The following is a 24905-nucleotide window of genomic DNA, read 5'->3' as shown; positions in this document are numbered from 1 at the left end:
GCTCATCGGTGACGACCGCGCACCCCTTTCCACCTCGCGTTGATCAGGATCGGCGGGCCGGCGTCTCCTTGGCTTCAAAGTCCAATCGGATGACGATATCGAAACACGCTCCGCGCACCGCACGGTGGAGGCACGCGGGCGCCGAACGGGCCAGGAAGTCAACCTCAACTGAAGGTTGAGACATCGCCGAATGGCCACTTCTGCCCTCTAGCGAGTTCAGCCGAGGCCGCGTTACAACGTCGTAGAAGCGCGCCACGGGAGGCAGCCATGCGGGTAGCCAAGGCAATCCTCGTCCTCGCCCTGTCCGCCGTCCTCGCGGCGGCGGTCCTCGCCTCGCCGCCGAACGCCGAGGCCGCGCAGAGCGGTGGCAGCCTGCTGTGGAACGGCTACAGCCACTATCCGCGGGTGATCCGGCTCGAGCACAACGGCACCAACAACGGGCTGGTCGTCGCGACCGTGGTCACGAACCTCAACGGCTGGGTCGGCGCGACGTTCCACAGCAACGACGACGGGCGTACGTACACCCACGTCGGCGAGGCACGCAACGAGGCCAACGCCGGCGGCATGTGCTGCCACACGCTGTACGAGCTCCCCACCCAGGTCGGCGACCTGCCGGCCGGCACGCTGCTCTGGGCCGCCTCGTACGGCCTGAACGCGACCAACCGAAGGATGTCCGTCCGCGTGCTGAAGAGCACCGACCTCGGCCGTACCTGGTCGCTGCTGTCGATCGTCACCACGTCGACGACCACCCAGGGCCTTTGGGAGCCGGAGTTCACGGTCGCGAACGACGGTCGCCTCGTCGTCTTCTACTCCGACGAGACCGACCCCGCGCACAGCCAGAAGCTGGTCGCCGCGCGCTCAACAGACGGCGTGACCTGGACCGACTTCAAGAACGTCGTCGCGATCGGCACCGCCGAGCGGCCCGGCATGGCGGTGGTCCGCAAGCTGCAGAACGGCCAGTTCATCATGAGCTACGAGGTCTGCGGCACCGGGCACAACTGCGAGGCGTACGTCCGCCGCTCCCCCGACGGCTGGGACTGGGGCAACCCCGCCAGCATCGGCGAGGCCGTACGGACGGCCGACGGCCGCTACCCCGGTTCGACGCCGACGATCACGGTGAGCGGCAACACCGTGTTCCTCACCTCGATGCGGCTGCGGACCGCCAGCAACGGCTTCGCGCCCGGCGACGGTCGGACCATCCTCGGCAACGCGAACAACGGCTCCGGCGCCTGGTTCGACGTCGACGCGCCGATCGCCGTCAGCGACCCGGGCAGCCTCGTCGACGGCGTGCCGTGCGCGACGTACAGCAACCCGCTCCTCGCCTCGCGGGACGGCAAGTCGATCCTGCTCATCGCCACCGACTGGGACGCGGCGAACGTCTGCCGGGCGTACGTCGCGTCCGGCGCGGCGCTCCCGGCGGGCAGCAACGGCCCGTCGTACACCGCGGAGGGCAGTCAGGTCTTCACGTCCGGCGCGCAGCAACACCACTACGACCGCGCGCCGAACGGTGACCTGAGACATCGCTTCAACGACGGCGGCGTGATCCGCCGGGACACCTGGGGTTCCGGCGTCGCGGGACGGCCGGTGACGTTCACCTACAGCGCACAGCAACACGTGTTCGCCCGGCGAACGGACGGCGCGCTCGGGCACTGGTTCTGGGACCCGTCGCTCGGCGTCGGCGCCGACACGTGGGCGACCGGGATCGCCGGCGACCCGGCCGCGACCACGGTCGGGAACGCGCAGCACGTCTGGGCGGTCGACGCGAGCGGCGCGCTCAAGCACTGGTGGTGGGCGCCCGGCCAGGGCACGCAGAACGACACGTGGGGCACCGGCCTCGCCGGACGGCCCGCGCTGATGGTGGTCGGGACTGCGCAGCACACGTTCACGCGGACGACGACGGGCGAGCTCGAGCACAGCTGGTGGAACCCGTTCATGGGCATGCGCCGCGAACGCTTCGGCTGCGGCGTGACCGGCGACCCGGTCGTGGTGCAGTACGGCGACGCCCAGCACGTCTGGGTCACCGGTACGGGCGGCACACTCAAGCACTGGTGGTGGAACGCCAACCAGGGTTGGCAGAACGACACCTGGGCTAGCTCCGGTGTGACGGGCCGGCCGGCGGCGTTCGTCTACGACGGCGAGCAGCACGTGTTCGCGCGCGGCACGAACGGAACCCTCGACCACTGGTGGTGGCGCACCGGCGTCGGCGTACGCCACGACACCTGGATGACGGGCATCACGACCGACCCGGAAGCACGCGTGATCGGGACCGAGCAGCACGCCTGGGCCCAGGACAGCACCGGCACCCTCAAGCACAACTGGTGGAACCCCTCGACCGGCAGCCACGCCGACGACTGGGGCCTGTGATCATGTACGTGATCATGAAGCCCAACTGGTCGTATACGCCGGTTGGCCTTCATGATCACGCTCATGATCACGGACGGGTAGCCGTTTCGAATGAGGGCGTCCCTCTATCGAATAGCCCGGCCCATCCACCATGTCCCATCAAACTGTGGGGTTCTGGTCGCGACACGCTGGCGTGTCGCGACCAGAACCCCACACTTTCGCGAAGGGCGGAGGGGTCCCCTCGCTCGAGGAGATCGCTACAGGGACGCCCTCATGCGAAACGTCAGGCGCGGGCTCGGGGGTGGGCGGCGGCGTAGACCTCGCGGAGCTTGTCGACGGTGACCAGCGTGTACACCTGGGTCGTCGTCACCGAGGCGTGGCCGAGAAGCTCCTGCACCACCCTCACATCGGCCCCGCCATCCAGCAGATGCGTCGCGAACGAGTGCCGCATCGTGTGCGGCGACACCTCGGCCGAGATGTGCGCCTTCTCCGCCGCGCTCCGCAGCACCGTCCACGCGCTCTGCCGCGACAACCGGCCGCCGCGCGCGTTCAGGAACAGCGCCGGTGTCCCCCGCCCAGAAGCAGCAAGCCCAGGCCGCGCGCGCACCTGGTAGGCCGACACCGCTTCCCGCGCGTACGTCCCCACCGGAACGATCCGTTCCTTGCTCCCCTTGCCCCGCAGCAAAACGGCCCCGGCGGACAGGTCGACGTCGTCCACGTCCAAGCCCACCGCCTCGGAGATCCGCGCGCCCGTCCCGTACAGCAGCTCCAACAGCGCACGGTCCCGCAAGGACAACGGCGTCCCCGGAGCCGACGACGCCGCGAGCAACGCCTCGATCGAGTCCAGCGGCAACGCCTTCGGCAGCCTTCGCGGCGGCGAGGGAGGCCGAACGGCGCGCGCCGGATCCGACGGCGTCATGCCCTCCCGATGCGCGAACTTGTGAAACCCGCGCACCGCCACGACAGTCCGGGCAGCAGACGACGCCCCCAACGGCGGATGAGCCTCCGAGCCCTCCCGCAATGAGGCGAGGAACGAGGTGATGTCCTGCTCCCCCACCGCGTCTGGCCGCCGCACCCCGCGCACAGCGAGAAACGCCACGTACCGCCGGAGATCCCGCTCGTAGGACTGCAACGTGTTCGAAGCCAGCCCGCGCTCGACCGCGAGGTGGTCGAGGTAGCCCCGCACGGCGCGGTCCACCGCCGACGCGGCGGGCGCGGCCGGAGCGGGAGCCGTTGCAGTAGTCAGGCGAGCACCTCGGCGAGGTCGACGTGCGGGAGCTGGTGGGCGTCTGCGACCGGACCGTACACCACCTGGCCCTCGTGCGTGTTCAACCCGAGCGCGAGCGCCGGGTCGGACTGCAGCGCCGAGCGCCAGCCTCGGTTAGCGAGCTCGAGCGAGTACGGGATCGTCATGTTCGTCAGGGCGTACGTCGACGTGTGCGGCACCGCGCCGGGCATGTTCGCGACGCAGTAGAAGACCGAGTTGTGCACCTTGTACGTCGGATCGTCGTGCGTCGTCGGCCGCGAGTCCTCGAAGCAGCCGCCCTGGTCGATCGAGATGTCGACGAGCACCGAGCCCGGCAGCATCCGCGAGACCTGCTCGTTCGTGATCAGCGTCGGCGCCTTGGCACCCGGCACCAGAACGGCGCCGATCACCATGTCGGCGTCCATGATCGCCCGCTCGACCTCGTACGCGTTCGACGCGACGGTCTGCACGTGCCCGCGGTAGACGCGGTCCGCCGAACGCAGCCGCTCGATGTTCTTGTCCAGCAACAGCACCTCGGCCTGCATGCCGAGCGCGATCGCCGCCGCGTTCATGCCCGAGACGCCGGCGCCGATCACCACGACCTTCGCCGCGTACACACCGGAGACGCCGCCCATCAGCACGCCGCGGCCGCCGCCCTGGCGCATCAGCTGGTAGGCGCCGACCTGCGGCGCGAGCCGGCCCGCTACCTCCGACATCGGCGCGAGCAGCGGCAGCGAGCCATCGGTCAGCTGCACGGTCTCGTACGCGATGCCGGTCACGCCCGCGTCGAGCAGCGCGTCGGTGCAAGCCTTCGACGCCGCGAGGTGCAGGTACGTGAACAGCACCTGGCCCTTGCGCATCCGGTCGTACTCGACCGCGATCGGCTCCTTGACCTTGAGGATCAGGTCGCCCTCGGCCCACACGTCGTCGGCGGTCTCGAGGATCCGCGCACCGGCCTGCTCGAACTGCTCGTCGGGGATCGACGAACCCTCGCCCGCATGGCGTTCGACGAACACGTCGTGCCCGTTGCGCACCAGCTCGTGCACTCCCGCGGGAGTGATCGCGACGCGGTACTCGTGGTTCTTGATTTCTTTCGGGACGCCGATCTTCACCTGAGTCACGCCTTCCGGGCACGTTCGAACACCAGCGTCGTTGCCGGCTCGCCGAGTGTAATCCGGCGGATCGGTACGAAGCTCCTTCACGACGTGGACACTCCGCCGCTGCTTCCGCGCGTGAGTGAACAAGGTGTCCACTCCGACGGCAACTGGCTCTGCAGATCTCCTAGCGCCCCGTGCCAGGCTGGTGTCATGGAGATCGTCGACGCGCAACCACTCTGGGACCCCCGTCCCGGCTACCTCAACACGTCCAGCTACGGGCTGCCCCCGCGGCCTGCCTTCTCTGCCCTGGAGGTCGCGCTGGACGACTGGCGGCACGGGCGGACCAGTTGGGAGGGCTGGGACGAGTCGACGAAGGCGTCGCGGACGTCGTTCGCCACGATGCTCGGCGTCCCCGCGACCGACGTCGCGGTGGCCTCGACGGTGTCCGGCCTGCTCGGTCCGGTCGGCGCCGCACTCCCGGACGGCGCGCGTGTCCTCGTGCCCGACATCGAGTTCACGTCGAACGTGTTCCCCTGGGCCGTCCACGCCGACCGCGGCGTCGAGGTGGTGGCGGTGTCGCCGGACAAGCTGGCGGGCGCGATCGACGAGCGCACGACGCTGGTGGCGTTCAGCGCCGTGCAGTCCTCGACCGGTGAGGTCGCGGCGTACGACGAGATCGTCGCGGCCGCACGAGCGGTCGGCGCGATGGTCGTCGTCGACGCGACGCAGGCGATCGGGTGGCTGCACCGCGACTGGGCGGCGGCCGACGTGGTCGTGGTGGGCGCGTACAAGTGGCTGATGGCGCCGCGCGGCGTGGCGTACGCGTACCTCTCACCCGCCGTCCGGGATGGCTTCCGCCCGCTGCAGGCCGGCTGGTACGCGGGCGACGACCCGCACACCTCGTACTACGGGCTGCCGCTGCGGCTCGCGGAGGACGCGCGGCGCTTCGACGTCTCGCCGGCCTGGTTCTGCTTCGTCGGCCAGGCGCCGGCCCTGCAGATCCTGCTGGACGTCGGCGTGGACCGCGTCAACGCGCACAACGTCGGCCTGGCGAACCGGTTCCGCGCCGGGCTCGGGCTGGCGCCGAGCGACTCCGCGATCGTGTCGACCGACGTGGCGGACGCCGAGGCGAAGCTGAAGGCGGCGGGCATCCGGGCGGCCGTACGCGGCGGCAAGGTGCGCGTGTCGTTCCACCTCTACTCCACGACCGCCGACGTCGACAGCGCGTTGGCCGCACTGACCCGCTAGTTCCTACTACGGTCCCCTCATGAACAAGGACCGCTTGGCGCGGGCGTTCTTCGGGCTGACCGCGTTCGCCGTGCTGGTCGGCATGGTGGTGCAGCTGTACGTGTCGGCGGGGCTGACCGGTACGCAGTTCACCTCGCTCGGCGCGCGGATCTTCAACGTGTTCTGTTACTTCACCATCCAGTCGAACCTGCTCGTCGGCGTCACGACGTTGCTGCTGGCGATCCGGCTGGACCGGCCGTCCACCTGGTTCCGCGGCTTCCGGCTGTCCGGGCTGATCGCGATCACCGTGACGTTCCTGGTCTTCCACCTGGTCCTCGCGGGCGACGCCCAGTTCACCGGAGCGGCGGCGGTCGCGGACACGATCCTGCACACGATCGTGCCGCTGCTGGCGGTCCTCGGCTGGCTGGTCTTCGGTCCGCGCGGCCGCGTCGAGTGGCGGGTTGTCCTTGTGGCATTGGTGTTTCCGCTCTGGTGGATCGCGCTCGCGCTGATCCGCGGGCCGATCGTGGACTTCTACGCGTACCCGTTCATGGACGTCCGCGTACTCGGCTACCCGCGCGTGTTCGTCAACCTGCTGCTGGTCGCGGTCCTGTTCGTCGGCCTCGCGGCGGTGGTCAAGCTGGTCGAGTCAGTCCGGTCGCGAGGCTCTCGATCGTCAGAGCAAGAACGTCCCGATACGTCGGCCCGTACTCCTCCTGGTGCGTGACGACCAGGCCGACGGTCCGGAGGACGCCGACAACGGTGAACGGGTCCGCGCGGACGAGGTCGCCGGCCGCCTGGGCGCGGGTGACGAACTCCACCAGCGGGTCGAGCACGTACGGGCGGACCCGGTCCAGCTCGTCGGCGCCCAACCTCCGACCGACCGAGGCGAGCTCGTCCGGGTGGGTCACCAGCCGGCGGTAGAGCGGATCGTGCTCGAGCAGGTCGGCGGTCGTCCGCATCAGCTCGACCAGCGCGGCCCGAGTCGTCGGCTGGTCCAGCGCCTGGCGCATCCGGTCGGCGAGGGCGGGCGCGTGCCGGACCATCAGCTCCAGATAGAGCGACTCCTTGGCCGGGAAGAACGAGTAGAAGCTGCTCTTCGCGATGCCCAGCGGCTCGGTCAGCTCGGCGAGCGACGTCTTGCGCAGCCCTTGCGTGGTGAACAGCTTCTCGCCGAGTCGCAACAGCTCACCGGTGAGCCGTTCCCGTTCCCGCGGCTCGAACGCGACCGCCACGCGCGCCCTCCTGTGAACGACTTGGTTTGTCGTTCACAGGTTAGCGCGACCTTGTGCAACTCCACGGTTGCGTGCAACTATGCGGTAGCACGTTTCGAGACGAGGAGACCTGAAGAGATGACTAGTCCTGTACCGACCCAGATCGAGCGCGAGGTAGTCGTCGCGGCGCCCGTCGAGCGGGTCTGGGAGGTGATCACCCAGGCCGAGCACCTCGGGACCTGGTTCGGCGACGCTGGCACCGAGATCGACCTGCGGCCGGGTGGCCGGCTGACGATCCACTGGCGGGAGTACGGCACGACGTTCGGCGAGGTCGTCGCGGTCGAGCCGACGTCGCGGTTCGCCTACCGTTGGGCGCTCGCGCACGACGTGGAGATGACCGACGGCAACTCGACGCTGGTCGAGTTCCTGCTCGTTCCCGACGGCGAGTCGACCCGCGTCCGCGTGGTGGAGAGCGGCTTCACCGACCTCGCGGCCGACGTCGCGCAGCAGGCGAAGCACGCGCGGGAGAACACCGAGGGCTGGGCCGCGGAGCTCGCCGAGCTGGCCGAGTACGCGCGGACGTACGTGCCGAACCGGGTCGAGCGCGAGACCACGGTCTCGGCGCCGATCGAACGGGTCTGGGCGGTGCTCACCGAGCCGCGGCACGTAGGTGCCTGGTTCGGCGACGGCGTGAACCCGATGGAGGTCGACCTGCGGCCCGGCGGCACCATGCAGGTCGAGGACGGCACGTACCCGGCCACGTTCGAGACCATCGAGCCGCCGCGCCGGCTGGCCTACCGCTGGGCGCCGAGCTTCCCCGGCGAGGCCGTACGCGACGACAACTCGACGCTGGTGGAGTTCACGCTGACCCCGGTCGACTCGGGCACGCTGGTGCGTGTCGTCGAGACCGGTTTCGCGCGGGTGACCGCGACACTGGACACCCGGCAGCGGCAGGTCCGCGACAACGAGGAGGGCTGGACGACGATGATCGGCCGGCTCGAGAAGTACCTCGCCGCATGACGATCAACGACGACGTCGTCGACGAGGTGCTGGTCGCGCTCGCGGACTCCACGCGGCGGCGGGTGCTGGACGTGTTGGCGGCACAGGGGGAAGCCACGGCGACGACGATCGCCCAGCACGTACCGGTCTCGCGGCAGGCGATCGTCAAGCACCTCTCCGTTCTGGACCGCGCGGGGCTGGTGGCCGGCCACAAGACCGGGCGCGAGGTGCGCTACGCCGTCCAGCCGGAACGACTCGACACGGCCGCGCGCTGGCTGGCGAAGGTGGCGTCCGACTGGGACCGCCGGCTCGCGACGATCAAGCGGCTGGCCGAGGGCGCCTAGCTCGCCGGACCTTACCTGGCGTGTGGGTGCTCTACCTGGCGTCTACCCCGCGTAAGGCGGCCAATGATCATGTAAACATGATCATTGGGCCTCGGCGGCGGAGGGTCAGCTCGCTGGGGCAAGGTGTTGCTCGAGGTCGTCGAGCACCTGATTCGCCGCGGTGATCCCGATGCCGGTCATCCAGGTCTCGTCCGGGACCTCGTACGCCTTGCCGGCCTTGACCGCGCCGAGCCCGCGCCAGAGCGCGCCGCCGGTCACCTGGGTCTGCGCCTTGGCGGCCTCCGTACCGAACGCGGTCACGAAGATCACGTCGCCGTCGGCCTCGCCGATGCGTTCGGGGCTGATCGCGGTGAACCTGCGGTCCTTCGCGCCCTCGAGCCGCTGCAGCTTGGGGCGGCCGAGGCCGACGTCGCCGATCACGATCCCCACGAACGAGGTCGGGCCGTACAGCCTGATCTCGGTCGGCCGGAACCGCACGATCGACACCTCCGTCTGGCTCGGGTCGCCGAGACTCGTGCCGACCTCCTTGGCGCGAGCCTCGTACTTCGCCAGCAGGTCCTTCGCCTCCTGCTCCTTGCCGAGCGCCTGGCCGTCGAGCAGGAAGTTCTCCTTCCACGGGGTGCCGACCAGCTCGGTGTAGACGGTCGGGGCGATCGCGGCGAGCTTGTCGTAGAAGTCCTTCTGCCGGAACGCCGAGCCGAGGATGAGATCCGGGTTCAGCTTGGCGATCGCCTCGAGGTTCGGCTCCTGCAGGGTGCCGACCTGCGGGATGTCCTTGACCGCGGCGCCGAGGTACTTCGGCCAGCCGTCGGTCTCGTCGGCGTTCGCCGCGCCGACCGGGATCACGCCGAGCGTGACCGCGGTGTCGAGCTTGTCGGTGTCGAGGACGATCACGCGCTTCGGCTGGACCGGCACGTCGGTCTTGCCCATCGCGTGGACGATCGTCCTGGTCTCCGTTTCGGTGCTGCTTTGGGCGTCGGCGTCGCCGCCGTTCGAACCGCAGGCGGTGGCTGCGAGCAGGAGGGCGGCGGCTGGGGCCAGCCAGCGAAGCTTGGTCACGTCCTTAGGTTAGGCGGTCCTTACTTCTTGACCAAGAGCCGGGGGACGGCGATCAGACCGGAGCTGACGCCGTCCATCGCGTTCTCCAGGCGCTGGAGCGTGAAGCGGCGGCCGTACCGCTCTCGTGCGGCCTGCGCCCAGGCGGGCACGGTCACGTCGGCGGCGAGGCCGTTCGCGCCGGTGTTGGAGACCCTGATCGTTAGCTCGTTCGCGCCTTTTCGGAGGTATAGGCGGACGCGGTACGGCGGTGCCCAGAGCACGCCGGCTTTCTCGCCGTTGAGCGAGACCTCGGCGACGACGCCGACGGGCGGCTCGGCCGCGGCTTGGTACGCGGGGCCGGCGAGGTGCCAGAGCAGGCCGAGCTCGGCCGGCTCCCCCGGTGTCGTGTCGCCGAGGTCGAGCCAGACCTCGCCTTCTCCGTGCTCGACCGTGGTCGCGTACGTCGCGCTGCCCGAGTAGTGCTCGAGGACGGGATCGTCCTCCCAGCGGTGCGGGAGCGTGACGGGCGTCGGGTCGGCGCCGAAGCGGACCGTCCAGTCGCCGTCGAGCTCGTGCACGGCCTGCGGGGCGGTCGGCTCCGTCGGGGTCGCGTCGCCGTCGAACGCGACGAGTACGGCGGCCTCGTACGCCTCCAGCCGGAGCGGGATGGAGGTTGCGCCGCGGCTCAGCACGTCGCCGGTGTGCGGGTCCCAGCGTTCGATCCACTGGTGCGTGTCGCGCGGGGTGAGCTGGAACTCCTCGACGTTCGGGCCGGTGTTCGCGACGAGGTAGGCGTCGACATCGCCGATCTTCCTGTGCACGAAGCCCACCGCGGGGCGTGGCGGGGCGATCGTGACGTCCGGCGTCCTTGCCTGCAAGCGTTCTGCGACGTCGTTCGCCCCGGGGACGACGACGATCGGGAAGCGACCGTCGTCGAGCACCCCGATCGCGTCGTCGTCGAACAGGTCGAAGTCGAAGCCCGCTTCACGAATCGACCTGGTGAGCTCGAAGCCGATCGCGTCCCTGGTCCTGCGCCAGAGATCGATGCCCTTCGGCTGGCTCGGCTGCATCTTCGCGTAGACGTCGCGCGCGGGAACGTAGATGCCGACGTCGCTGACCCGTTCGCCCTGGCGGAGCAGCCAGCACAGGCGTTGGACGTACGCGGCGAACGGCCGCATCGCCGGCCACCACGGGTTGCGGTCGTCCAGCGCGCCGGCGGCGTAGAAGATCCAGCCGAGTCCGTTGGCGTTGGACGGCGAGTAGGGCCAGCCGTGGCCGATGACGTGGTTGACGCCGCAGAGCAGGTGTTCGTGCAGCTCTGCTTGGAGATCGAGCGGCGTGGCCCGCATCGACGGCGCGTGCACGAACGTCCAGACCTCCGACGAGACGATCTGCTTGCCGTACAACTGCGCGGCCGACGACGCCCAGCGCGTCGGAGGTAGGTCCTTCCAGCCCCAGCCTTCGCCCTCGACAATGTCGGCGAAGCGGTAGCTGCTCACCGTAGCAGGCGGTTCGCCGTAGCCTTGCAAGCGGAACTTGACACCCTTCTTGGCTGCCCAACTCTGCAACGGGGCAAGGAAGTTCTCTTCGAGCAGCTCGGTGAGCGTGCGGTAGAAGTCGGCGCGTAGTTTGGGCGCTTCGGGGTTGTCAACGTGGACTTGCCAGAGTCTCGGTCGCGGGTCGTAGCCGCGGCGTTCCTCGAACTCCGCCAGCGCGTTCGGCGTCCAGTCGGCGTCGTACACTTCGAGGCTGTCGCAGAAGACCGAGCCGAGCCGTTCGGGGCCGACGGCGTTCACCAGGGGCTCGCAGACCGCCTCGATGTGGTTGGCGGTCGCGGCTGCCGAGTAGTGGTCGAGCGCCAGGCCTTCGGCGCCGGCGGCGGCGCGCTTGACGTGCTGGCCGGTGAGCCTCGACACGGCGGTGAGGACGACGCGCGGACCTGTTCCCGCGGGGACGCGGATCGTCCCGTCGACGATGGGCAGCTGGTCGAACGACGTGGGGGTCTCCTTCGCGGTGCCCTCCCCCACGTACGCGGCGACGAGCTCGTCGTCCGGCCAGGTTTGGGGGGCAGGGAGATCGGCGGCTTCCAGGCCGACTTCCTGGCGGTCCCAGTGCAGCTTGCGCGCGGCCAGGTCAGGCGTGACGTGCGGGCCGCCGAACGGCCAACCGCTGCCGAGCGTGACGTCGAAACGGAGCCCGAGCCGCTGTGCCTCGTCGGCTGCGTGGCGCAGGTCGGCGAGGAACTCCTTGGAGAGATAGCGGTCGGTTGACTCGCTCAGCGGGTAGACGACGGCGACCTCGGCGCCGCCGAGCCCGGCGTCGTGCATGGCCTCGAGCTCGCGGGTGAGCTCGTCGCGTTCGACTGACGGGCCGAACCACCACCAGCGCATCATCGGGCGGCAGTCGGCGGGCGGGTCCTGGAACGTTTTCCGCAGCTCGTCGATCACTCTTCCAACCTAGCCGCAGTCCGGCTCGTCGAAGCAGCCCAGACTGAACGCCGGGACGTCGCGGGGCAGACGGTGGCGTGCGGCGAAACTGAGCGAGCCGGAGCTGCGACAATGAAGGTCAAGGGGGTTGAAGCTTCAAGCTCGGAGCTAGGCTGGCCAGTATGAGTCAGAACGACGAGCCTCGCTGGCTGTCCGAGGCAGAGCAGGACTCCTGGCGCCCGTTCGCCGCGGTGATGATGAAGCTGCCCGCGGCCCTCGACGCGCAGCTGTTGCGGGACTCGGGGATGACGCACTTCGAGTACCTCGTGCTGGGGCGGCTCGCGGAGGCTCCGGACGAGACCGTACGGATGAGCGAACTCGCGTCGTTCGTCGCCGCCTCGCTGTCGCGGCTGTCACATGTCGTCAAGCGGCTCGAGGACCGCGGCTGGGTGCGGCGCCGGCCGTGCCCGGAGGACGGGCGGTACACGAACGCGGTCCTCACCAAGCCCGGCCGCGCCAAGGTCGTGGCTGCGGCACCGGGTCACGTGGCCGCCGTCCGCGAGCTCGTCGTCGACGCGCTCAGTGCCACGCAGTACCGCCAGCTCGGGAGCGCCGCCAAGCGGATCCTCCACCAGATCGAGCCGACCTCGCGCTAACCGACCTATGTAGATCAAGGCGTGGGCGGGCGCGGCTTGGGTCGGGGGCACCCTCGTCCGAACCTATGGGACCAGGGTGCCCCTCACCCAAACCGCCGCCGCCGTCGCCTGGAGTTGGGTCGGGGGCACCCTCGTCCGAACCTATGGGACCAGGGTGCCCCCGACCCAGTCAGCGGCGGCGACTTGATCTACATAGGTCGATCAAGATCCGTCAGTTGAAGCTTCAACTGAAGTGGCGTATGCTCCGAGATGACTTGAAGCGTCAACTTACTTCGACTGAGGAGATTCGCCATGCGGGTAAGCATTGTCGGTGCGGGCAACATGGCCGGTGGGATCGCGACACGCGCGGCATTGGGTGGTCACAGTGTGCGGATCGTGGCTCGCGACGCGACCAAGGGGACGGCTCTGGCGGACGAGGTGCGCGGCCGCGTGGCCGGTGCGGACGTCGCGGTCGGCGAGGGTGTGGCCGGCGCGGACGTCGTCGTCCTGGCCGTTCCGTACGGCGCGCTCAAGGACGTCCTGGCCACGTACGGGGACGCGCTCAACGGCAAGACGGTGGTCGACATCTCCAACCCGGTCGACTTCTCGACGTTCGACGCGCTGGTCGTACCCGCCGACTCCTCGGCCGCCGAGGAGCTCGCCACGGTGGCGCCCGGCGTGAACGTGGTGAAGGCGTTCAACACGACGTTCGCCGGAACGTTGCTCGGCGACGAGAAGCTCGACGTGTTCATCGCCGGCGACGACGAGACCGCGCGCCAGCAGGTCGCGCAGCTCGCCAGCGACGGCGGCCTCAGGCCCGTCGACGTCGGCGCGCTCAGGCACTCCCGCGCGCTCGAGGGCTTCCAGCTCCTGCACATGAAGGCCCAGCAGAGCCTCGGCACCAACTGGCAGTCCGCCCTGCGGATCGCCTAGCTCCCCACCTGAGGTTTGGATGAAGTGCACCTTCATCCAAACCTATTGGATGAAGGTGCCCTTCATCCAAGACGGTCGCGGGCGGGCCAGGGGGCGGAGGGGTCGCGGAGGGCGTTGTAGCCGGCGCCGTTCCGCGCGGCCCAGGCGGCGAGGCAGCCCATCACCAGTGTGGGGTTGTGCAGCTCCCCCGCCAGGATCTGCTCCACCAACAAGGAAAGCGGCGCCCAGACGATTGGCATGTCGGCCTCTTCGTGCTCGCCGGCGTACCGCTCCTGCTCCGGCTCCGACAGGTCCCGCGCCAGGTAGATCCGCAGCGCCTCGGTCGTCATCCCCGGCGAGGTGAACGCGTCCACGAGCACCCGCCAGGACGAGGCGCGGACGTGGCCCTCCTCGTACAGCTCCCGCTGCGCCCCCACGAGGTAGTCCTCACCGGAGACGTCGAGCAGGCCAGCCGGCGGCTCGTACAGCCGGTGCCCGACCGGGTGCCGGTACTGCCGAACGAGCAGCACCCGCTCCTCGTCGTCGAGCGCGATCACGCCGACCGCGCCCGGGTGCACCACCACGTCCCGGACGAACCCGGGGCCGAGCGTGTCCTCGCGCACGGAGATCACCCGCCCCGTCGCCAAGGACACCGCAGACGACGAGACCGGCCACTGCTCAGGCGAGTCGCGCAACACGTCGGAGGTCACGTACGCGCCGCCTGCGCCCAGGACTCGGCGACGGCGCCGAGCTGGGCGGAGTTCTCGTCGTCCTCGACCTCAGCAACCGCCTCGACCGGCTCGTCCGCTCGCGCCAGGTGCAGCTCCCCCACCGGCAGCTGCATCTCGCGCTGCCGCGTCAACGCCGCCGCGACCAGCCCCGCGAAGAGAGGGTGCGGCCGGGTTGGGCGCGACCGGAGCTCCGGGTGCCCCTGGGTGGCGACGAAGTACGGGTGCACCGAACGGTCCAGCTCGATGAACTCCACCAGCCGCCCGTCCGGCGACGTGCCGGAGAAGACGAGCCCGGACGCCTCGAGCTGCGAGCGGAACGAGTTGTTGACCTCGTACCGGTGCCGGTGCCGTTCCTCGATGTACGGCTCGCCGTACGCCTCGCGCACCAACGACCCGTCAAGCAGCTTCGCCGGGTACAGGCCGAGCCGCATCGTGCCGCCCATGTCACCGGTGCCCGCGACGATCTCGCGCTGCTCCTCCATCGTCGCGATCACCGGCTGCGGCGACGACCCGTCGAACTCCGTCGAGTTCGCGTCCGCGAGCCCGCCGAGGTCACGCGCGACCTCGATCACCATGCACTGCAGGCCAAGGCAGAGTCCCAACGTGGGCAGCGAGTGCTCGCGGGCGTACCGGATCGCGCCGATCTTGCCCTCGATCCCGCGCACGCCGAAGCCGCCCGGGATGCAGACCGCGTCGACGTCCGCCAGGTGCTTGGCCGCGCCCTCCGGCGTGAGGCACTCGTCGGACGGCACCCAACGCAGATGCACCTTCGTGTCGTGCTCGAACCCGCCAGCACGCAAGGCCTCGGAGACCGAGAGGTACGCGTCGGGCAGGTCGACGTACTTGCCGACGAGCGCGACCGTCACCTCGTCCGCCGGGTGGTGCACGCGGCGGAGCAGCTGGTCCCACCGGGTCCAGTCGACATCGCGGAACGGCAGGTTGAGCCGGCGGACGACGTACGCGTCCAACGCCTCGCCGTGCAGCACCTTCGGGATGTCGTAGATGCTCGGCGCGTCCGGGCAGGAGACCACGGCCTCCTCGTCCACGTCGCACATCAGCGCGATCTTGCGCTTCACCGACGCCGGCAGCTGGCGGTCCGAGCGGCAGACGAGCGCGTCGGGCTGGATACCGATGTTGCGCAGCGCCGCGACCGAGTGCTGGGTCGGCTTGGTCTTGAGCTCGCCGGACGGCGCCAGGTACGGCACCAGCGAGACGTGCAGGAAGAACACGTTGTCCCGGCCGACGTCGCGGCGGACCTGACGGGCCGCCTCGATGAACGGCAGCGACTCGATGTCGCCGATCGTGCCGCCGATCTCGGTGATCACCACGTCGACCTCGGGCCCGGCCATCGCGCGGATGCGGGCCTTGATCTCGTTCGTGATGTGCGGGATCACCTGAACGGTGTCGCCGAGGTAGTCGCCGCGGCGCTCCTTGGCGATCACGCTCGAGTAGACCTGGCCGGTCGTGACGTTCGCGATCCGGTTGAGGTCGACGTCGAGGAACCGTTCGTAGTGCCCGATGTCGAGGTCGGTCTCGGCGCCGTCGTCGGTGACGAAGACCTCGCCGTGCTGGAACGGGTTCATCGTTCCGGGATCGACGTTGAGGTACGGGTCGAGCTTCTGCATCGTCACCCGTAAGCCTCGGGCCTTCAACAGGTTGCCGAGACTCGAGGCGGTGAGCCCCTTGCCTAGGGAGGAGGCGACGCCCCCGGTGACGAAAATATGCCTGGTCGGCTGCGCAGCTGCCAAGAGTTACTCCCCGTGGTGAGGGCGAGGGGCTGGCATCCGGGTTCGGACCCAGCAAGTCCACGGGCTTCAAGCTTAACAACCCCTCGCCGGGACCCGACGCACCACGCCGGTGCCTAGGGTTTTGTCCCCGATGTCAGCTCGTCGTAGAGCTCCTTCAAGGCGTCCGCCGCGTCGTCCTCGTCGGGCCAGGTGGCAGCCTGCTTCTGGCCGGAGGTACGGAGCGTGTCGGCCAGCGCCGGGTCGTCCAGCACGCGGGCGACCGCGGCCGCGAAGGCGGCGTCGTCGCCTGGGGGGACGAGCAGCGCCGCGTCGCCGACGAGCTCGGGGATGCCGCCGGCGTCGGTCGCCACCAGCGGGACGCCGGTACGGAGCGCCTCCTGCGCGACCAGCGCCCGGGCCTCCCAGCGGCTGGACAGCACGAAGACGTCGGCCGCCGCGAGCAGGTCGGGGACGTCCGTACGGTGCCCGAGCAGCGTCACCGGCAGCCCCTCCGCCTCGATGCGGGCGGTGAGACCGGCGCGTTCCGTGCCCTCACCCGCGATCACCAGCGCGGGACGCGGGGAACGGTCGGTGAGCCGGGCCACCGCGCCGAGCAGCACCTCGTACGACTTCTGCGGCGCCAGCCGCCCGACCGCGAGCAGCAGCGGGCCGTCGCCGACGCCGAGCTCGGCGCGTACGTCCGCCCGCGTGCGGGTCGCCTCCTTCAGCGCCGGGGCGGCCACCGGGGCGAGCCGTGCCGACTCCGCGCCCAGCGCCTTGGCCTCGGCGACCAGGTCGGAGGACGCGCCGAGCACCACATCCGCCCGGCGGACCACGAATCGCTGCATCGAGCTGAGCACCCCGTGCTTGAGGCCACCGGCGAGAACGTCGTTGTGCCACGTCACGACCAGCGGCACGCCGCGTGGCGCGGCGGCGGCCGCCACGACGCCGGCGGTGTGCCCGTGCGCGTGGATCAGGTCGGTCTCGGCGAAGATCGCGCGTCCCCGTCTGACCGCGGCGAGGCTGGGTACCCGCAACGGGACGAACTCGACGTCGGCATCGAAGTGGAACAAGTCGTTGGTCGCGGCCGGGCCGACGACCTGGATGGAGCAGTCCTTCGTGGACAGCCGCCTGGCGACCGACGCGACGTGCCGGCCGATGCCACCGGTGCTCGGCCCGAGGAGCAGCGTCAGGTTCATTGTTCTGGCCTCCTTCGCAGTCGAGCGAGCGCCAGGCGCGCGTCCGACCGGTCCAGCACCGCCACGATGCCAGCGAACACTGTCGTCACCACCATGGCAGAAGCGAGGGCTCCCGCACAGGCTGTGAGCAGTCCACTACCGCCGAAGAATTGCCCGATCAGCTGCCCGGCCGTCGCCGCGACGACCGCGGCGAGCAGGCCCGCGCCGAGAGCTCGGGGCAAACCATCCAAAGCGGTACGGCCGGCCTCGACGCCGACGAACGAGAGCAGAACGAGCGCGCCGACCAGCAGTCCGGCGGACATCGACCCACCGAGCGCGGCCGCGACGCCGCGCTCCCCCACGGCAGCCGTCAGCGGAACCGCGACGCCGGCCACAACGACCCAGCCGAGCACGGTGCCGATCGCCGCGAGCCCGCCCCGACCCCGCGCGTAGAGCAGCCGGCCGGCCAGGATCAACAGCCCGTACGAGGGAACGGCGACCGCGAACGCCACTAACGCGGTCGCGAGCGTGTCCGTACTGCCACCACCGGGCCCGAGCACGAACACCCGCGCCATCGGCACGGCCGTCCCCGCGAGCAGCGCGCCGCCGAGCAGGCCGAGCAGCGCGACGGCGCGGACGGCGAGGGCCGAGGTCCGTTCGAAGCCCTCGACCTGCGCCGAGACCTTCGGGAACACGGTCGTCGCGACCGGAGCGGCGAGGACGGCGTACGGGAGCATGAAGATCGCGAACGCCCAAGTGTAGAGCGTCAGCGTGCCGGAATCGCCACGGTGGTTGGCCAACCAGGTGATCACCAGCGTGACGAGCTGCTGCGCGACGAGCGCGGCGATCCCCGCCGTCGCGAGCACGCGAGCCTGCCGGCCGACCCCTTCGGGAAAGCGCAGCGACGGCCGGAACGACAGCCCCGACCGCGCCAGCGGGACCACGACGGTCAGCGCGAGCGCGACGACACCAGCCGTCGTCCCCACAGCGAGCGTCCACACCGCGGCCGGCGGGACCTGGCTCACGTCGAGCTGGCCGCCGGCGAGGACGCCGAACGCGACGTACGCACTGGCCACGATCAGGCTGCTCGCCAGTGGAGCCAGCGCGGCGGCGAGGAACCGATTCTGTGCCTGCAACGTGCCCGAGGCGACGACCGCGAGGCCGTAGAACCACAGCTGCGGCACGAAGACGAGCAACATCCGCGCCGTGACCGCCACCGTCTCGTCGGGGCAGCCGGGATGGGTACCGAGCATCAGCTGCGCGTACGGACCGGCCGCGAGCGCCGCGAGGACGGCGACCGGGGTGAGCGCCAGCAGCGTCCAGGTGAGCAGCGCGGAGAACGAACGGGACGCCTCGGCCTTGTCGTCGCGGGCGAAGGCGCGGGCGAGGACGGGGACGACGACGGACGCGAGCGCGCCGCCGGCGACGATCTCGAAGACGACGTTCGGCAGCTGGTTCGCGGTGTTGTACGCGTCGCCGAGGCAGGTGTCGCCGACGGTCTTGGAGAAGACGAGCCAGCGGCCGAAGCCCGCGGCGCGGGCGATGATCGTGACGACGCCGACGACCAGGGCAGCGCCGGCTAGGCCGGCGCCGAGCCGTCTCATGGGGTGGGGCGGCGACCGAGCTGGTCGAGCTTGTCGAGCACCTCGTTGCCGGCGATCACCTTGGTGAACGAGATCTTCTCGCTCGCCGCGGTCAGCCCGACCAGACCGGCGAGCACCGCCCACCGGACACCGCGCGGCGCGTTCGCGACGACAGCTGTACCGACGGCAGCGCCGAGCGCGTTCGCCCCGCTGTCGCCGAGCATGCCGGTCTCGCCGAGGTCCTCGTCGATCACGCCGGCGGCGGACCCTACCGGCGCGGCGAGCAGCGGACCAACGACCGCGGTGAACGGGGTCTGCGCGAGCACGACCTTGAGCGTGCGGCCCGGACGCAGGTCGAACAGGTTGGCGACGTTCGCCGCGGCGGCGATCAGCGCACCGTCGGCGACGGTCTGGATCACGTTGCCACGCTTGAGAATCGCCGCGACCGCGATGCCGGTGAGGCCGATGCCGGCGATCTTCACCAACCCGCTGGTGACCTGCCCCTCGGAGAGCGCGGTGAGGTGGCCGCGGAACCCCTTGGCCTTGGTGTCGCCGGCGAGATCGTCGTACGCGCCGAGCGCGCCGGCGCCGACCGTGGCCACGATGCCGGCGACCCGTTCGCGTGCCGTCAGGCCGGGCGCGACGGCGGTCGCGGCCGCGGCGCCCGCGACCGTGGCCGGGCCGAGCAGCAGCGTGAGCTCCTCGCCACGGTGGTTCTTGCGGTTCCAGAGCTCGGCGCCGCCGGGCGGGTTGTCACGCAGCAGCCGGTACGCGGCGCGCGCCGTTCCCGCGGCGACCGCGGCCGACACGACCGTGCCGGCGAGCCGCTTCAGCACGCTCACGACGCGTCCGAGAGCTTGGGCAGGGCGCCGTCCGTCGTTCCCACGGCGCCATACTGCCCGGCCTTCCCCTGGGTCTGTTCGAGCAGGGCCCACACGACGGCGATCTGACCGCTCGGCAGGTCGGCCACGTCGACCGACGACACCACCGAGCTCGCCTTCGCGTCCGCGCGCAGCCTGTTCAGCGCGCCGAGGTCGGAGGAGGCCGCGGACGTGTCGCCGGCGAGCACCGCGCCGAGGCTCTGGCTGTCCATCGCCTTGGCGAGCGCGACCCACGCGTCGTTCACGTCGTCGCCCTCCTGCGGCTTGGTGTCCGGCGTGATGTGCGGCGCGACGACGACCGCGAGGTCGCCCCGGCGCAGGTCGCCCGGCGCGTTCACGAGGTCGCCCTCGCCGAACGCGCCCATGATCGTCGGCGTCGCGGAGTCCGCCTGACCGACGGCCTTCGGGTCCTTCGTCACGAGCGCGCGGGCGAGCAGCGCACCGGCACGGTCGTACGTCGTGCTGTCGTTCGGCACCGTCACGTCGCCGGTGACGAGCTGCGTGGCGAGGTCCTCGAGGAACTGCCGGTTGGTCGCGTCGCCCCACTTGGCAGTGACCTGGACCGTGCCGGTGACCGTGCCGCCGGACGCCTTGACCGTGTCGGCGAGGTTCTTCACGACCCCCTTGTCGGCGCCGGGCAGCGCGACGACGACGACCTGGTGGTTGTTCAGCTTGTCGGTGAGCAGGCCCGGGGCGATCGTCGACGCGAACGTGTCGCGGTAGCGATCGGACTGCTCCAGCGCCTCCATCTGGTCGCGCAGCTGGTCCTTCTCCTTGCCGAGCTGCTCGACGTTCGCGCGGAGCTGCTGGTCGAACTCGCCCTTCAACGGCCCGGCGCCAAGGGCGACACCAACGGCCAGGGCGAGGAAGACGGCAGCGATCGAGACGAGGAAGAAGCGGAAGTCGATCACGTGAAGAGACCTCGAGCCCAGTAGATGAAGTCGTTCAGCCGGATCCCGACGACCTCGAGCCAGGCCTGGCCGGCGGGAGTGGCGGCGAGCGCGACGAAGACGGCGAGCAGGCCGGCGATCAGCAGCAGCACGATGTGCCAGGTCTGGATCCTGGCGGTGTAGAGCCGGCTCACGCCCTTGGCGTCGACGAGCTTGCCGCCGACGCGCAGCCTGGTGAGGAACGTACTCGCGGCGCCGTCGCGACCTTTGTCGAGGAACTCCACGACGGAGAATCTCGTGCCCACAGCCACGATCAGGTCGGCGCCCTTGGTGTCGGCGAGCAGCATCGCGACGTCGTCACTCATGCCGGTCGCCGGGAAGATCACGCTGTCCAGGCCGAGGCGTTCGAGCCGGTCCAGTCCGGGCGCCTTGCCGTTGCGGTACGCGTGCACGACGAGCTCGGCGCCGCTGCGGAGCGCGGTGTCGGACACGGAGTCCATGTCGCCGAGGATCAGGTCCGGCTTGTAGTGCGCCTCGAGCAGCGCGTCCGCGCCGCCGTCGACGCCGATCAGCACCGGGCGGTACTCGCGGATGTACGGGCGGAGCGCGGTGAGGTCGTCGCGGTAGTCGTACCCGCGGACGACGACGAGCACGTGCCGGCCCTCGAGCTTCGTCTCGATCTCGGGCATGCCGACGCCGTCGAGCAGCAGGTCGCGCTCGCGGCGTACGTACTCCATCGTGTTCGCCGCGAACGCCTCGAGCTGCGTGGCGAGGCCGGCGCGGGCCTCCTCCATCGCGGCCTCGATGGAGTTGACGGTCTGGTCGGCGCCGACGCAGATCTGCTCTTCGCCCTTGTAGAGGACCTTGCCGTCGACCCGGACCTTGTCGCCCTCGGCGACCTGGCTGAACACCTCGCCGCCGACGCCGTCGAGCAGCGGGATGCCGGCCTCGACGAGGATGCTCGGACCGAGGTTCGGATAGCGTCCGCTGACGCTGGGGGCGACGTTCACGACGGCGGCGACCTTGGCGGAGACGAGTGACTCGGCACTGACCCGATCGAGGTCGATGTGGTCGATGATCGCGATGTCCCCGGGACGGAGTCGCTTGGTGAGGTTCTTCGTACGCCGGTCCAGCCGCGCGACGCCAGTGACACCGGGCAGCGGGGCCGGTCGGTTACGACGCAAGGTGGGAAGTTTCATCGCGTTCGTATCTTCCCATGCGGGATGAACTACCGGAGGAACCCTGGTCGACTCCGGCGTGGCGCGATATCGGGCAAAGCACGCGTACCGCACATAGCGGCGCGCTGCGGCGATGAGAAGTACCTAACTGGGAACGGATTCGGGTCAGGTGCTGGCCGACCTAGCGTGGCTGGGCATGAGATCACTCATCGTTTCGTGCAACCTGACCGTCGACGGCTTCATGTCCGGAGCGGGCGACACCCTCGCCTCGCTGGAGTTCATCACCCCCGACCGGCAGCAGGAGAACGAGCTGGCCGCGCGGTTCCGGTCGACGGCCGACACCTGGGTCGCCGGGCGCCAGACGTTCCTCGACATGCACGCCTTCTGGTCGACCGCGGAAGGCGACATGGCGAAGTGGCTGAACGAGACACCGAAGGTCGTGCTGTCCACCGATCCCGGCTTCGACGTCTCGATCTGGGAGGGCACGACCCTGCTCGCCGGCGATGGGGTGGAGAACGTGCGGCAGCTGAAGGAGTCGTCCGGCCAGGCGCTGGTGGCGTTCGGCGGCGTGAAGACGCTGCGGTCGCTGGTGGCGGCGGAGCTCGTCGACGAGTACTGGCTGAAGGTCAGCCCGACCGTGGTCGGTCGTGGCGGGTCGATGTTCGCTGACCTCGCCGAACGCCGTCCGCTGACGCTGCGGGACGCGAAGCCGTACCCGTCCGGTCTGGTCGAGCTGTCGTACTCAGCGCCCTCAGCGACGGCGTGACTTCTTGCGCGACTTCGCTGCCGTCGCGAGCAGCTCTTCGGCGTGCGCCCGGGCGCTCGCGGAGTCCTCGAGGCCCGCGAGCATCCGGGCCAGCTCCTCGACCCGGCTCTGGTCGTCCAGCCTCACGAGCCCGCTGCGCGTGACCGAGCCGTCGTCGGCCTTGCGTACGACGTAGTGCCGGTCGGCGAACGCGGCGACCTGCGGCAGGTGCGTGACCACGACGACCTGCGCGGCCTTGGCGAGCATCGCGAGGCGGCGGCCGATCTCGACCGCGGCCTTGCCGCCGACGCCGGCGTCGACCTCGTCGAAGACGAACGTGGGAACGCCGTCCGTGCCGGCGAACACCACCTCGACCGCGAGCATCACCCGCGACAGCTCACCGCCGGACGCGCCGCGCTGGACCGGCCTCGCCGGGGCGCCGCGGTGCGGGGTGAGCAGTAGCTCGATGTCGTCGACGCCGTGCGGGCCGTAGGAGAGCTGGCGGCCGTCGACGTCCAGCCCGTTGTCGGTCGCGTCGGTCTGCGTGACCGACGCGGTCAGGACGGCGTGCGGCATCGCGAGCGCGGTGAGCTCCTCGGAGACCGCCTCGCCGAGGCGTTCGGCGGCGATCTGGCGTTCGTTGGAGATCGTGGTCGCGAGCTCGCCGAGCTCGGCGAACTGCGCGGCGCGTTCGGACCTCAGCGTGTCGATGCGGTCGTCGGAGCCGTCCAGGTCGGCGAGCCGTTCGGCGGCCTTGGCGGACCAGGCGAGGACCTCGTCGACGGTGTCGCCGTACTTCCTCGTCAGCGCCGCCAGGGCGGCGCGGCGCTCCCCCACGGCCTGCAGTCGGGCGGGGTCGGTGTCGACGCCCGCGGCGTACGACGCGAGGTCGGCGCCGGCGTCGGCGACGAGCATCGACGCCTCCGCGACCCGGTCCGACAGCGCCGCGAGCTGCGGGTCGTGCTCGCGGACGCCGTCGAGCGACTTGCGCGCAGAGGCGAGCAGGGTGAGAACGTCGGTCGCGCTCGCGCTGGGGTCCTCGTCGCCGACGAGCGCGAGGTGGGCCTCCTCGGCGCTGCGCCGCAACGCGTCGGCATGGCCGAGCCTTCCCGACTCGGTGGAGAGCTCGTCGTCCTCGCCGGGCTGCGGGTCGACGGCCTCGATCTCGCCGAGGCCGAACCTCAGCAGATCGGCCTCTTGGGCGCGGTCCCGCGCGCGGGCGACCAGGTCGGCCAGCTCGGCATCGACGGCGGCGAGGCGCTGGTACTTCTCGCGATAGATGGCCAGCGGCTTGGCGACGGGGTCGCCGGCGTAGCGGTCCAGGATCAGCCGCTGCCGCGCCGGGCGGAGCAGCTGGATCTGGTCGTTCTGGCCGTGCAGCGCGACGAGGTCCTCGGCGAGGTCGCCGAGCACGCTGTTGGGCACGCTCGTCCCGCCGGCGAACGCGCGGGAGCGGCCCTCGCGGGAAACCGTACGGACGATGATCAGCGTGTCGTCCTCGAGCGTCGCGCCGGCTTCTTGGGCGCGCTCGGCCGCGGGCGACTTCGGGTCCAGCCGTACGCGGCCCTCGACGATCGCCCGGTCGACGCTCGGTCGGACCAGCCCCGGGTCGGCGCGGCCGCCGAGCAGCAGGGACAGGCCGGTGACCACCATGGTCTTGCCCGCGCCTGTCTCCCCGGTCACGACGGTGAGTCCCGGGTCGAGCTCCAACTCGGCGTCCTCGATCACGCCGAGACCTTGGATGCGAATCTCTTCCAGCATCGCTGCCGAGCCTAGCCCCGGCGAGCGACACTGCTGCGGCCCCACGCTGCGGCTGTGGAGAACCTCCCAGTCAGCGCTGAGGCCCGTACCGCCGGTAGCACCAGGCCTCGTTCCAGTTGTGCGGGTAGACGCCGTCGAGGAAGTACGCGCGCACGTTCTTGATCGGGTACCTCGCGTGGTCGTGGTACAGCAGCCAGAACGGCAGCACGGTGGCGATCACCCAGTTCGCGGCGACGGCCGGCAGATAGAGCGGACCGAAGATGCGTGCCTGCAGGATGTGGCCGTGCTCGTGGGCGTGCACGTTCTCGCTGACGCCGGCGATCACCGGGCCGATCGTGGTGAGGTAGCCGGGGAACGTGCCCTTGCCGAGATGCACGCACCGCTTGCCTTCGGTGTAGGTCGGCTCGACCTTGTTGCCGCGGGCGAGGTTGATGGCCAGGAACATGGCGCCGGCGATCGTGTTCGGCAGGCTCCAGGTGAAGTCGACGACGTACGCGAGCAGGCCGCGCGGCGTGCGGAGGTCGTACGCCCGCGTCGAGCCGATCGCCCACCCGAACGCGGCGCCGAGCGGCAGGCCGACGAGCGCGCCGAGCACCAGGCCGACCGGCCCGGCGAGGAGGCCGATGAACGTCGTCGCCCCGGCCAGGAACACGGCGGCGATCACACCGGCGACCATGGCCAAGGAGAATAGATGTAACGCGGACTTCACACGTTCGATACAGCACTTGTCGCTCGCGTTGGCACCGTCGA

General features: G+C 70.4%; 22 protein-coding genes. 8 read left to right on the top strand and 14 right to left on the bottom strand.

Annotation, left to right across the window (positions count from 1 at the left end; genetic code table 11):
* Positions 1-267: 267 nt before the first annotated feature.
* Positions 268-2364: an exo-alpha-sialidase gene (locus JOD67_RS20480; RefSeq protein ID WP_205119201.1), complete on the top strand. Its 2097-nt coding sequence runs from the start codon at positions 268-270 to the stop codon at positions 2362-2364.
* Positions 2365-2626: 262 nt separating this feature from the next.
* On the opposite strand, the gene xerD is transcribed toward JOD67_RS20480, so the two are convergent.
* Together xerD and ald are read right to left on the bottom strand one after the other, a co-directional pair.
* Complete coding sequence (gene xerD / locus JOD67_RS20475; RefSeq protein ID WP_239555100.1) at positions 2627-3589, bottom strand: site-specific tyrosine recombinase XerD; 963 nt, start codon at positions 3587-3589, stop codon at positions 2627-2629.
* Complete coding sequence (gene ald, locus JOD67_RS20470; RefSeq protein ID WP_205119199.1) at positions 3586-4701, bottom strand: alanine dehydrogenase; 1116 nt, start codon at positions 4699-4701, stop codon at positions 3586-3588. The genes xerD and ald overlap by 4 nt, the downstream gene beginning before the upstream one ends.
* Positions 4702-4896: 195 nt before the next feature.
* On the opposite strand from ald, the gene JOD67_RS20465 reads away from it, so the two are divergent.
* A complete protein-coding gene (locus tag JOD67_RS20465; RefSeq protein ID WP_205119198.1) occupies positions 4897-5934 on the top strand; it encodes an aminotransferase class V-fold PLP-dependent enzyme in 1038 nt (345 codons plus the stop codon).
* A gap of 19 nt (positions 5935-5953) precedes the next feature.
* Positions 5954-6640, top strand: coding sequence for a Pr6Pr family membrane protein (locus JOD67_RS20460; protein ID WP_205119197.1), 687 nt, complete (start codon positions 5954-5956; stop codon positions 6638-6640).
* On the opposite strand, the gene JOD67_RS20455 is transcribed toward JOD67_RS20460, so the two are convergent.
* On the bottom strand, positions 6549-7148 hold the full coding sequence (locus tag JOD67_RS20455; RefSeq protein ID WP_205119196.1) for a TetR/AcrR family transcriptional regulator: 600 nt from the start codon (positions 7146-7148) through the stop codon (positions 6549-6551). The two genes, JOD67_RS20460 and JOD67_RS20455, sit on opposite strands and share 92 nt — an antisense overlap.
* A gap of 117 nt (positions 7149-7265) precedes the next feature.
* On the opposite strand from JOD67_RS20455, the gene JOD67_RS20450 reads away from it, so the two are divergent.
* On the top strand, positions 7266-8147 hold the full coding sequence (locus tag JOD67_RS20450) for an SRPBCC domain-containing protein (RefSeq protein WP_205119195.1): 882 nt from the start codon (positions 7266-7268) through the stop codon (positions 8145-8147).
* Positions 8144-8470, top strand: a complete 327-nt coding sequence (locus JOD67_RS20445; RefSeq protein WP_205119194.1) for an ArsR/SmtB family transcription factor — start codon at positions 8144-8146, stop codon at positions 8468-8470. The genes JOD67_RS20450 and JOD67_RS20445 overlap by 4 nt, the downstream gene beginning before the upstream one ends.
* A gap of 105 nt (positions 8471-8575) precedes the next feature.
* Here JOD67_RS20445 and JOD67_RS20440 read toward each other — a convergent pair whose 3' ends face one another.
* Complete coding sequence (locus JOD67_RS20440) at positions 8576-9529, bottom strand: ABC transporter substrate-binding protein (protein ID WP_205119193.1); 954 nt, start codon at positions 9527-9529, stop codon at positions 8576-8578.
* Between the two features lie 20 nt (positions 9530-9549).
* Positions 9550-11955 carry a glycosyl hydrolase gene (locus tag JOD67_RS20435; protein ID WP_205119192.1) on the bottom strand — a complete coding sequence of 802 codons (2406 nt, stop codon included), beginning with the start codon at positions 11953-11955 and terminating at the stop codon, positions 9550-9552.
* Positions 11956-12116: 161 nt separating this feature from the next.
* Here JOD67_RS20435 and JOD67_RS20430 point away from each other — a divergent pair, with 161 nt between their 5' ends.
* Both JOD67_RS20430 and JOD67_RS20425 read left to right on the top strand, forming a co-directional pair.
* On the top strand, positions 12117-12590 hold the full coding sequence (locus tag JOD67_RS20430; RefSeq protein WP_205119191.1) for a MarR family winged helix-turn-helix transcriptional regulator: 474 nt from the start codon (positions 12117-12119) through the stop codon (positions 12588-12590).
* Between the two features lie 291 nt (positions 12591-12881).
* Positions 12882-13502 (top strand): NADPH-dependent F420 reductase, encoded by a 621-nt coding sequence (locus tag JOD67_RS20425; protein WP_205119190.1) that lies wholly within the window; start codon positions 12882-12884, stop codon positions 13500-13502.
* 62 nt (positions 13503-13564) lie between these two features.
* On the opposite strand, the gene JOD67_RS20420 is transcribed toward JOD67_RS20425, so the two are convergent.
* The 7 genes from JOD67_RS20420 to steA all read right to left on the bottom strand — a co-directional run bounded on the left by JOD67_RS20420 (position 13565) and on the right by steA (position 21655).
* Complete coding sequence (locus JOD67_RS20420) at positions 13565-14191, bottom strand: NUDIX domain-containing protein (RefSeq protein WP_205119189.1); 627 nt, start codon at positions 14189-14191, stop codon at positions 13565-13567.
* On the bottom strand, positions 14188-15960 hold the full coding sequence (pyrG, locus tag JOD67_RS20415) for a CTP synthase (protein ID WP_205119188.1): 1773 nt from the start codon (positions 15958-15960) through the stop codon (positions 14188-14190). Before pyrG ends, JOD67_RS20420 begins: the two co-directional genes overlap by 4 nt.
* 113 nt (positions 15961-16073) lie before the next feature.
* On the bottom strand, positions 16074-17138 hold the full coding sequence (locus JOD67_RS20410; protein WP_205119187.1) for a glycosyltransferase family 4 protein: 1065 nt from the start codon (positions 17136-17138) through the stop codon (positions 16074-16076).
* A complete protein-coding gene (gene murJ / locus JOD67_RS20405; protein WP_205119186.1) occupies positions 17135-18721 on the bottom strand; it encodes a murein biosynthesis integral membrane protein MurJ in 1587 nt (528 codons plus the stop codon). Before murJ ends, JOD67_RS20410 begins: the two co-directional genes overlap by 4 nt.
* On the bottom strand, positions 18718-19542 hold the full coding sequence (locus JOD67_RS20400; protein WP_307782472.1) for a hypothetical protein: 825 nt from the start codon (positions 19540-19542) through the stop codon (positions 18718-18720). Before JOD67_RS20400 ends, murJ begins: the two co-directional genes overlap by 4 nt.
* A complete protein-coding gene (locus JOD67_RS20395) occupies positions 19539-20492 on the bottom strand; it encodes a copper transporter (RefSeq protein WP_205119185.1) in 954 nt (317 codons plus the stop codon). Before JOD67_RS20395 ends, JOD67_RS20400 begins: the two co-directional genes overlap by 4 nt.
* Positions 20489-21655, bottom strand: coding sequence for a putative cytokinetic ring protein SteA (steA, locus tag JOD67_RS20390; protein WP_239553937.1), 1167 nt, complete (start codon positions 21653-21655; stop codon positions 20489-20491). The genes JOD67_RS20395 and steA overlap by 4 nt, the downstream gene beginning before the upstream one ends.
* Before the next feature lie 190 nt (positions 21656-21845).
* Between steA and JOD67_RS20385 the strand changes: the two genes are divergently transcribed.
* Complete coding sequence (locus JOD67_RS20385) at positions 21846-22415, top strand: dihydrofolate reductase family protein (protein WP_205119183.1); 570 nt, start codon at positions 21846-21848, stop codon at positions 22413-22415.
* On the opposite strand, the gene recN is transcribed toward JOD67_RS20385, so the two are convergent.
* Positions 22401-24155 carry a DNA repair protein RecN gene (gene recN, locus JOD67_RS20380; RefSeq protein WP_205119182.1) on the bottom strand — a complete coding sequence of 585 codons (1755 nt, stop codon included), beginning with the start codon at positions 24153-24155 and terminating at the stop codon, positions 22401-22403. The two genes, JOD67_RS20385 and recN, sit on opposite strands and share 15 nt — an antisense overlap.
* Positions 24156-24225: 70 nt before the next feature.
* The gene (locus tag JOD67_RS20375) at positions 24226-24831 is read right to left on the bottom strand and encodes a hypothetical protein (RefSeq protein ID WP_205119181.1); all 606 of its coding nucleotides are present in this window, start codon (positions 24829-24831) and stop codon (positions 24226-24228) included.
* Between the last annotated feature and the right edge of the window lie 74 nt (positions 24832-24905).

Source organism: Tenggerimyces flavus, from assembly GCF_016907715.1.
GTDB lineage: Bacteria > Actinomycetota > Actinomycetes > Propionibacteriales > Actinopolymorphaceae > Tenggerimyces > Tenggerimyces flavus.
This window is presented reverse-complemented; position numbering and strand designations above follow the sequence as displayed.

Coding starts and splice junctions, on each gene's coding strand:
- JOD67_RS20480 (WP_205119201.1), top strand. CDS start 268: ATGCGGGTAGCCAAGGCAATCCTCGTCCTCGCCCTGTCCGCCGTCCTC.
- JOD67_RS20465 (WP_205119198.1), top strand. CDS start 4,897: ATGGAGATCGTCGACGCGCAACCACTCTGGGACCCCCGTCCCGGCTAC.
- JOD67_RS20460 (WP_205119197.1), top strand. CDS start 5,954: ATGAACAAGGACCGCTTGGCGCGGGCGTTCTTCGGGCTGACCGCGTTC.
- JOD67_RS20450 (WP_205119195.1), top strand. CDS start 7,266: ATGACTAGTCCTGTACCGACCCAGATCGAGCGCGAGGTAGTCGTCGCG.
- JOD67_RS20445 (WP_205119194.1), top strand. CDS start 8,144: ATGACGATCAACGACGACGTCGTCGACGAGGTGCTGGTCGCGCTCGCG.
- JOD67_RS20430 (WP_205119191.1), top strand. CDS start 12,117: ATGAGTCAGAACGACGAGCCTCGCTGGCTGTCCGAGGCAGAGCAGGAC.
- JOD67_RS20425 (WP_205119190.1), top strand. CDS start 12,882: ATGCGGGTAAGCATTGTCGGTGCGGGCAACATGGCCGGTGGGATCGCG.
- JOD67_RS20410 (WP_205119187.1), bottom strand. CDS start 17,138: ATGAACCTGACGCTGCTCCTCGGGCCGAGCACCGGTGGCATCGGCCGG.
- murJ (WP_205119186.1), bottom strand. CDS start 18,721: ATGAGACGGCTCGGCGCCGGCCTAGCCGGCGCTGCCCTGGTCGTCGGC.
- JOD67_RS20385 (WP_205119183.1), top strand. CDS start 21,846: ATGAGATCACTCATCGTTTCGTGCAACCTGACCGTCGACGGCTTCATG.
- recN (WP_205119182.1), bottom strand. CDS start 24,155: ATGCTGGAAGAGATTCGCATCCAAGGTCTCGGCGTGATCGAGGACGCC.
- JOD67_RS20375 (WP_205119181.1), bottom strand. CDS start 24,831: ATGGTCGCCGGTGTGATCGCCGCCGTGTTCCTGGCCGGGGCGACGACG.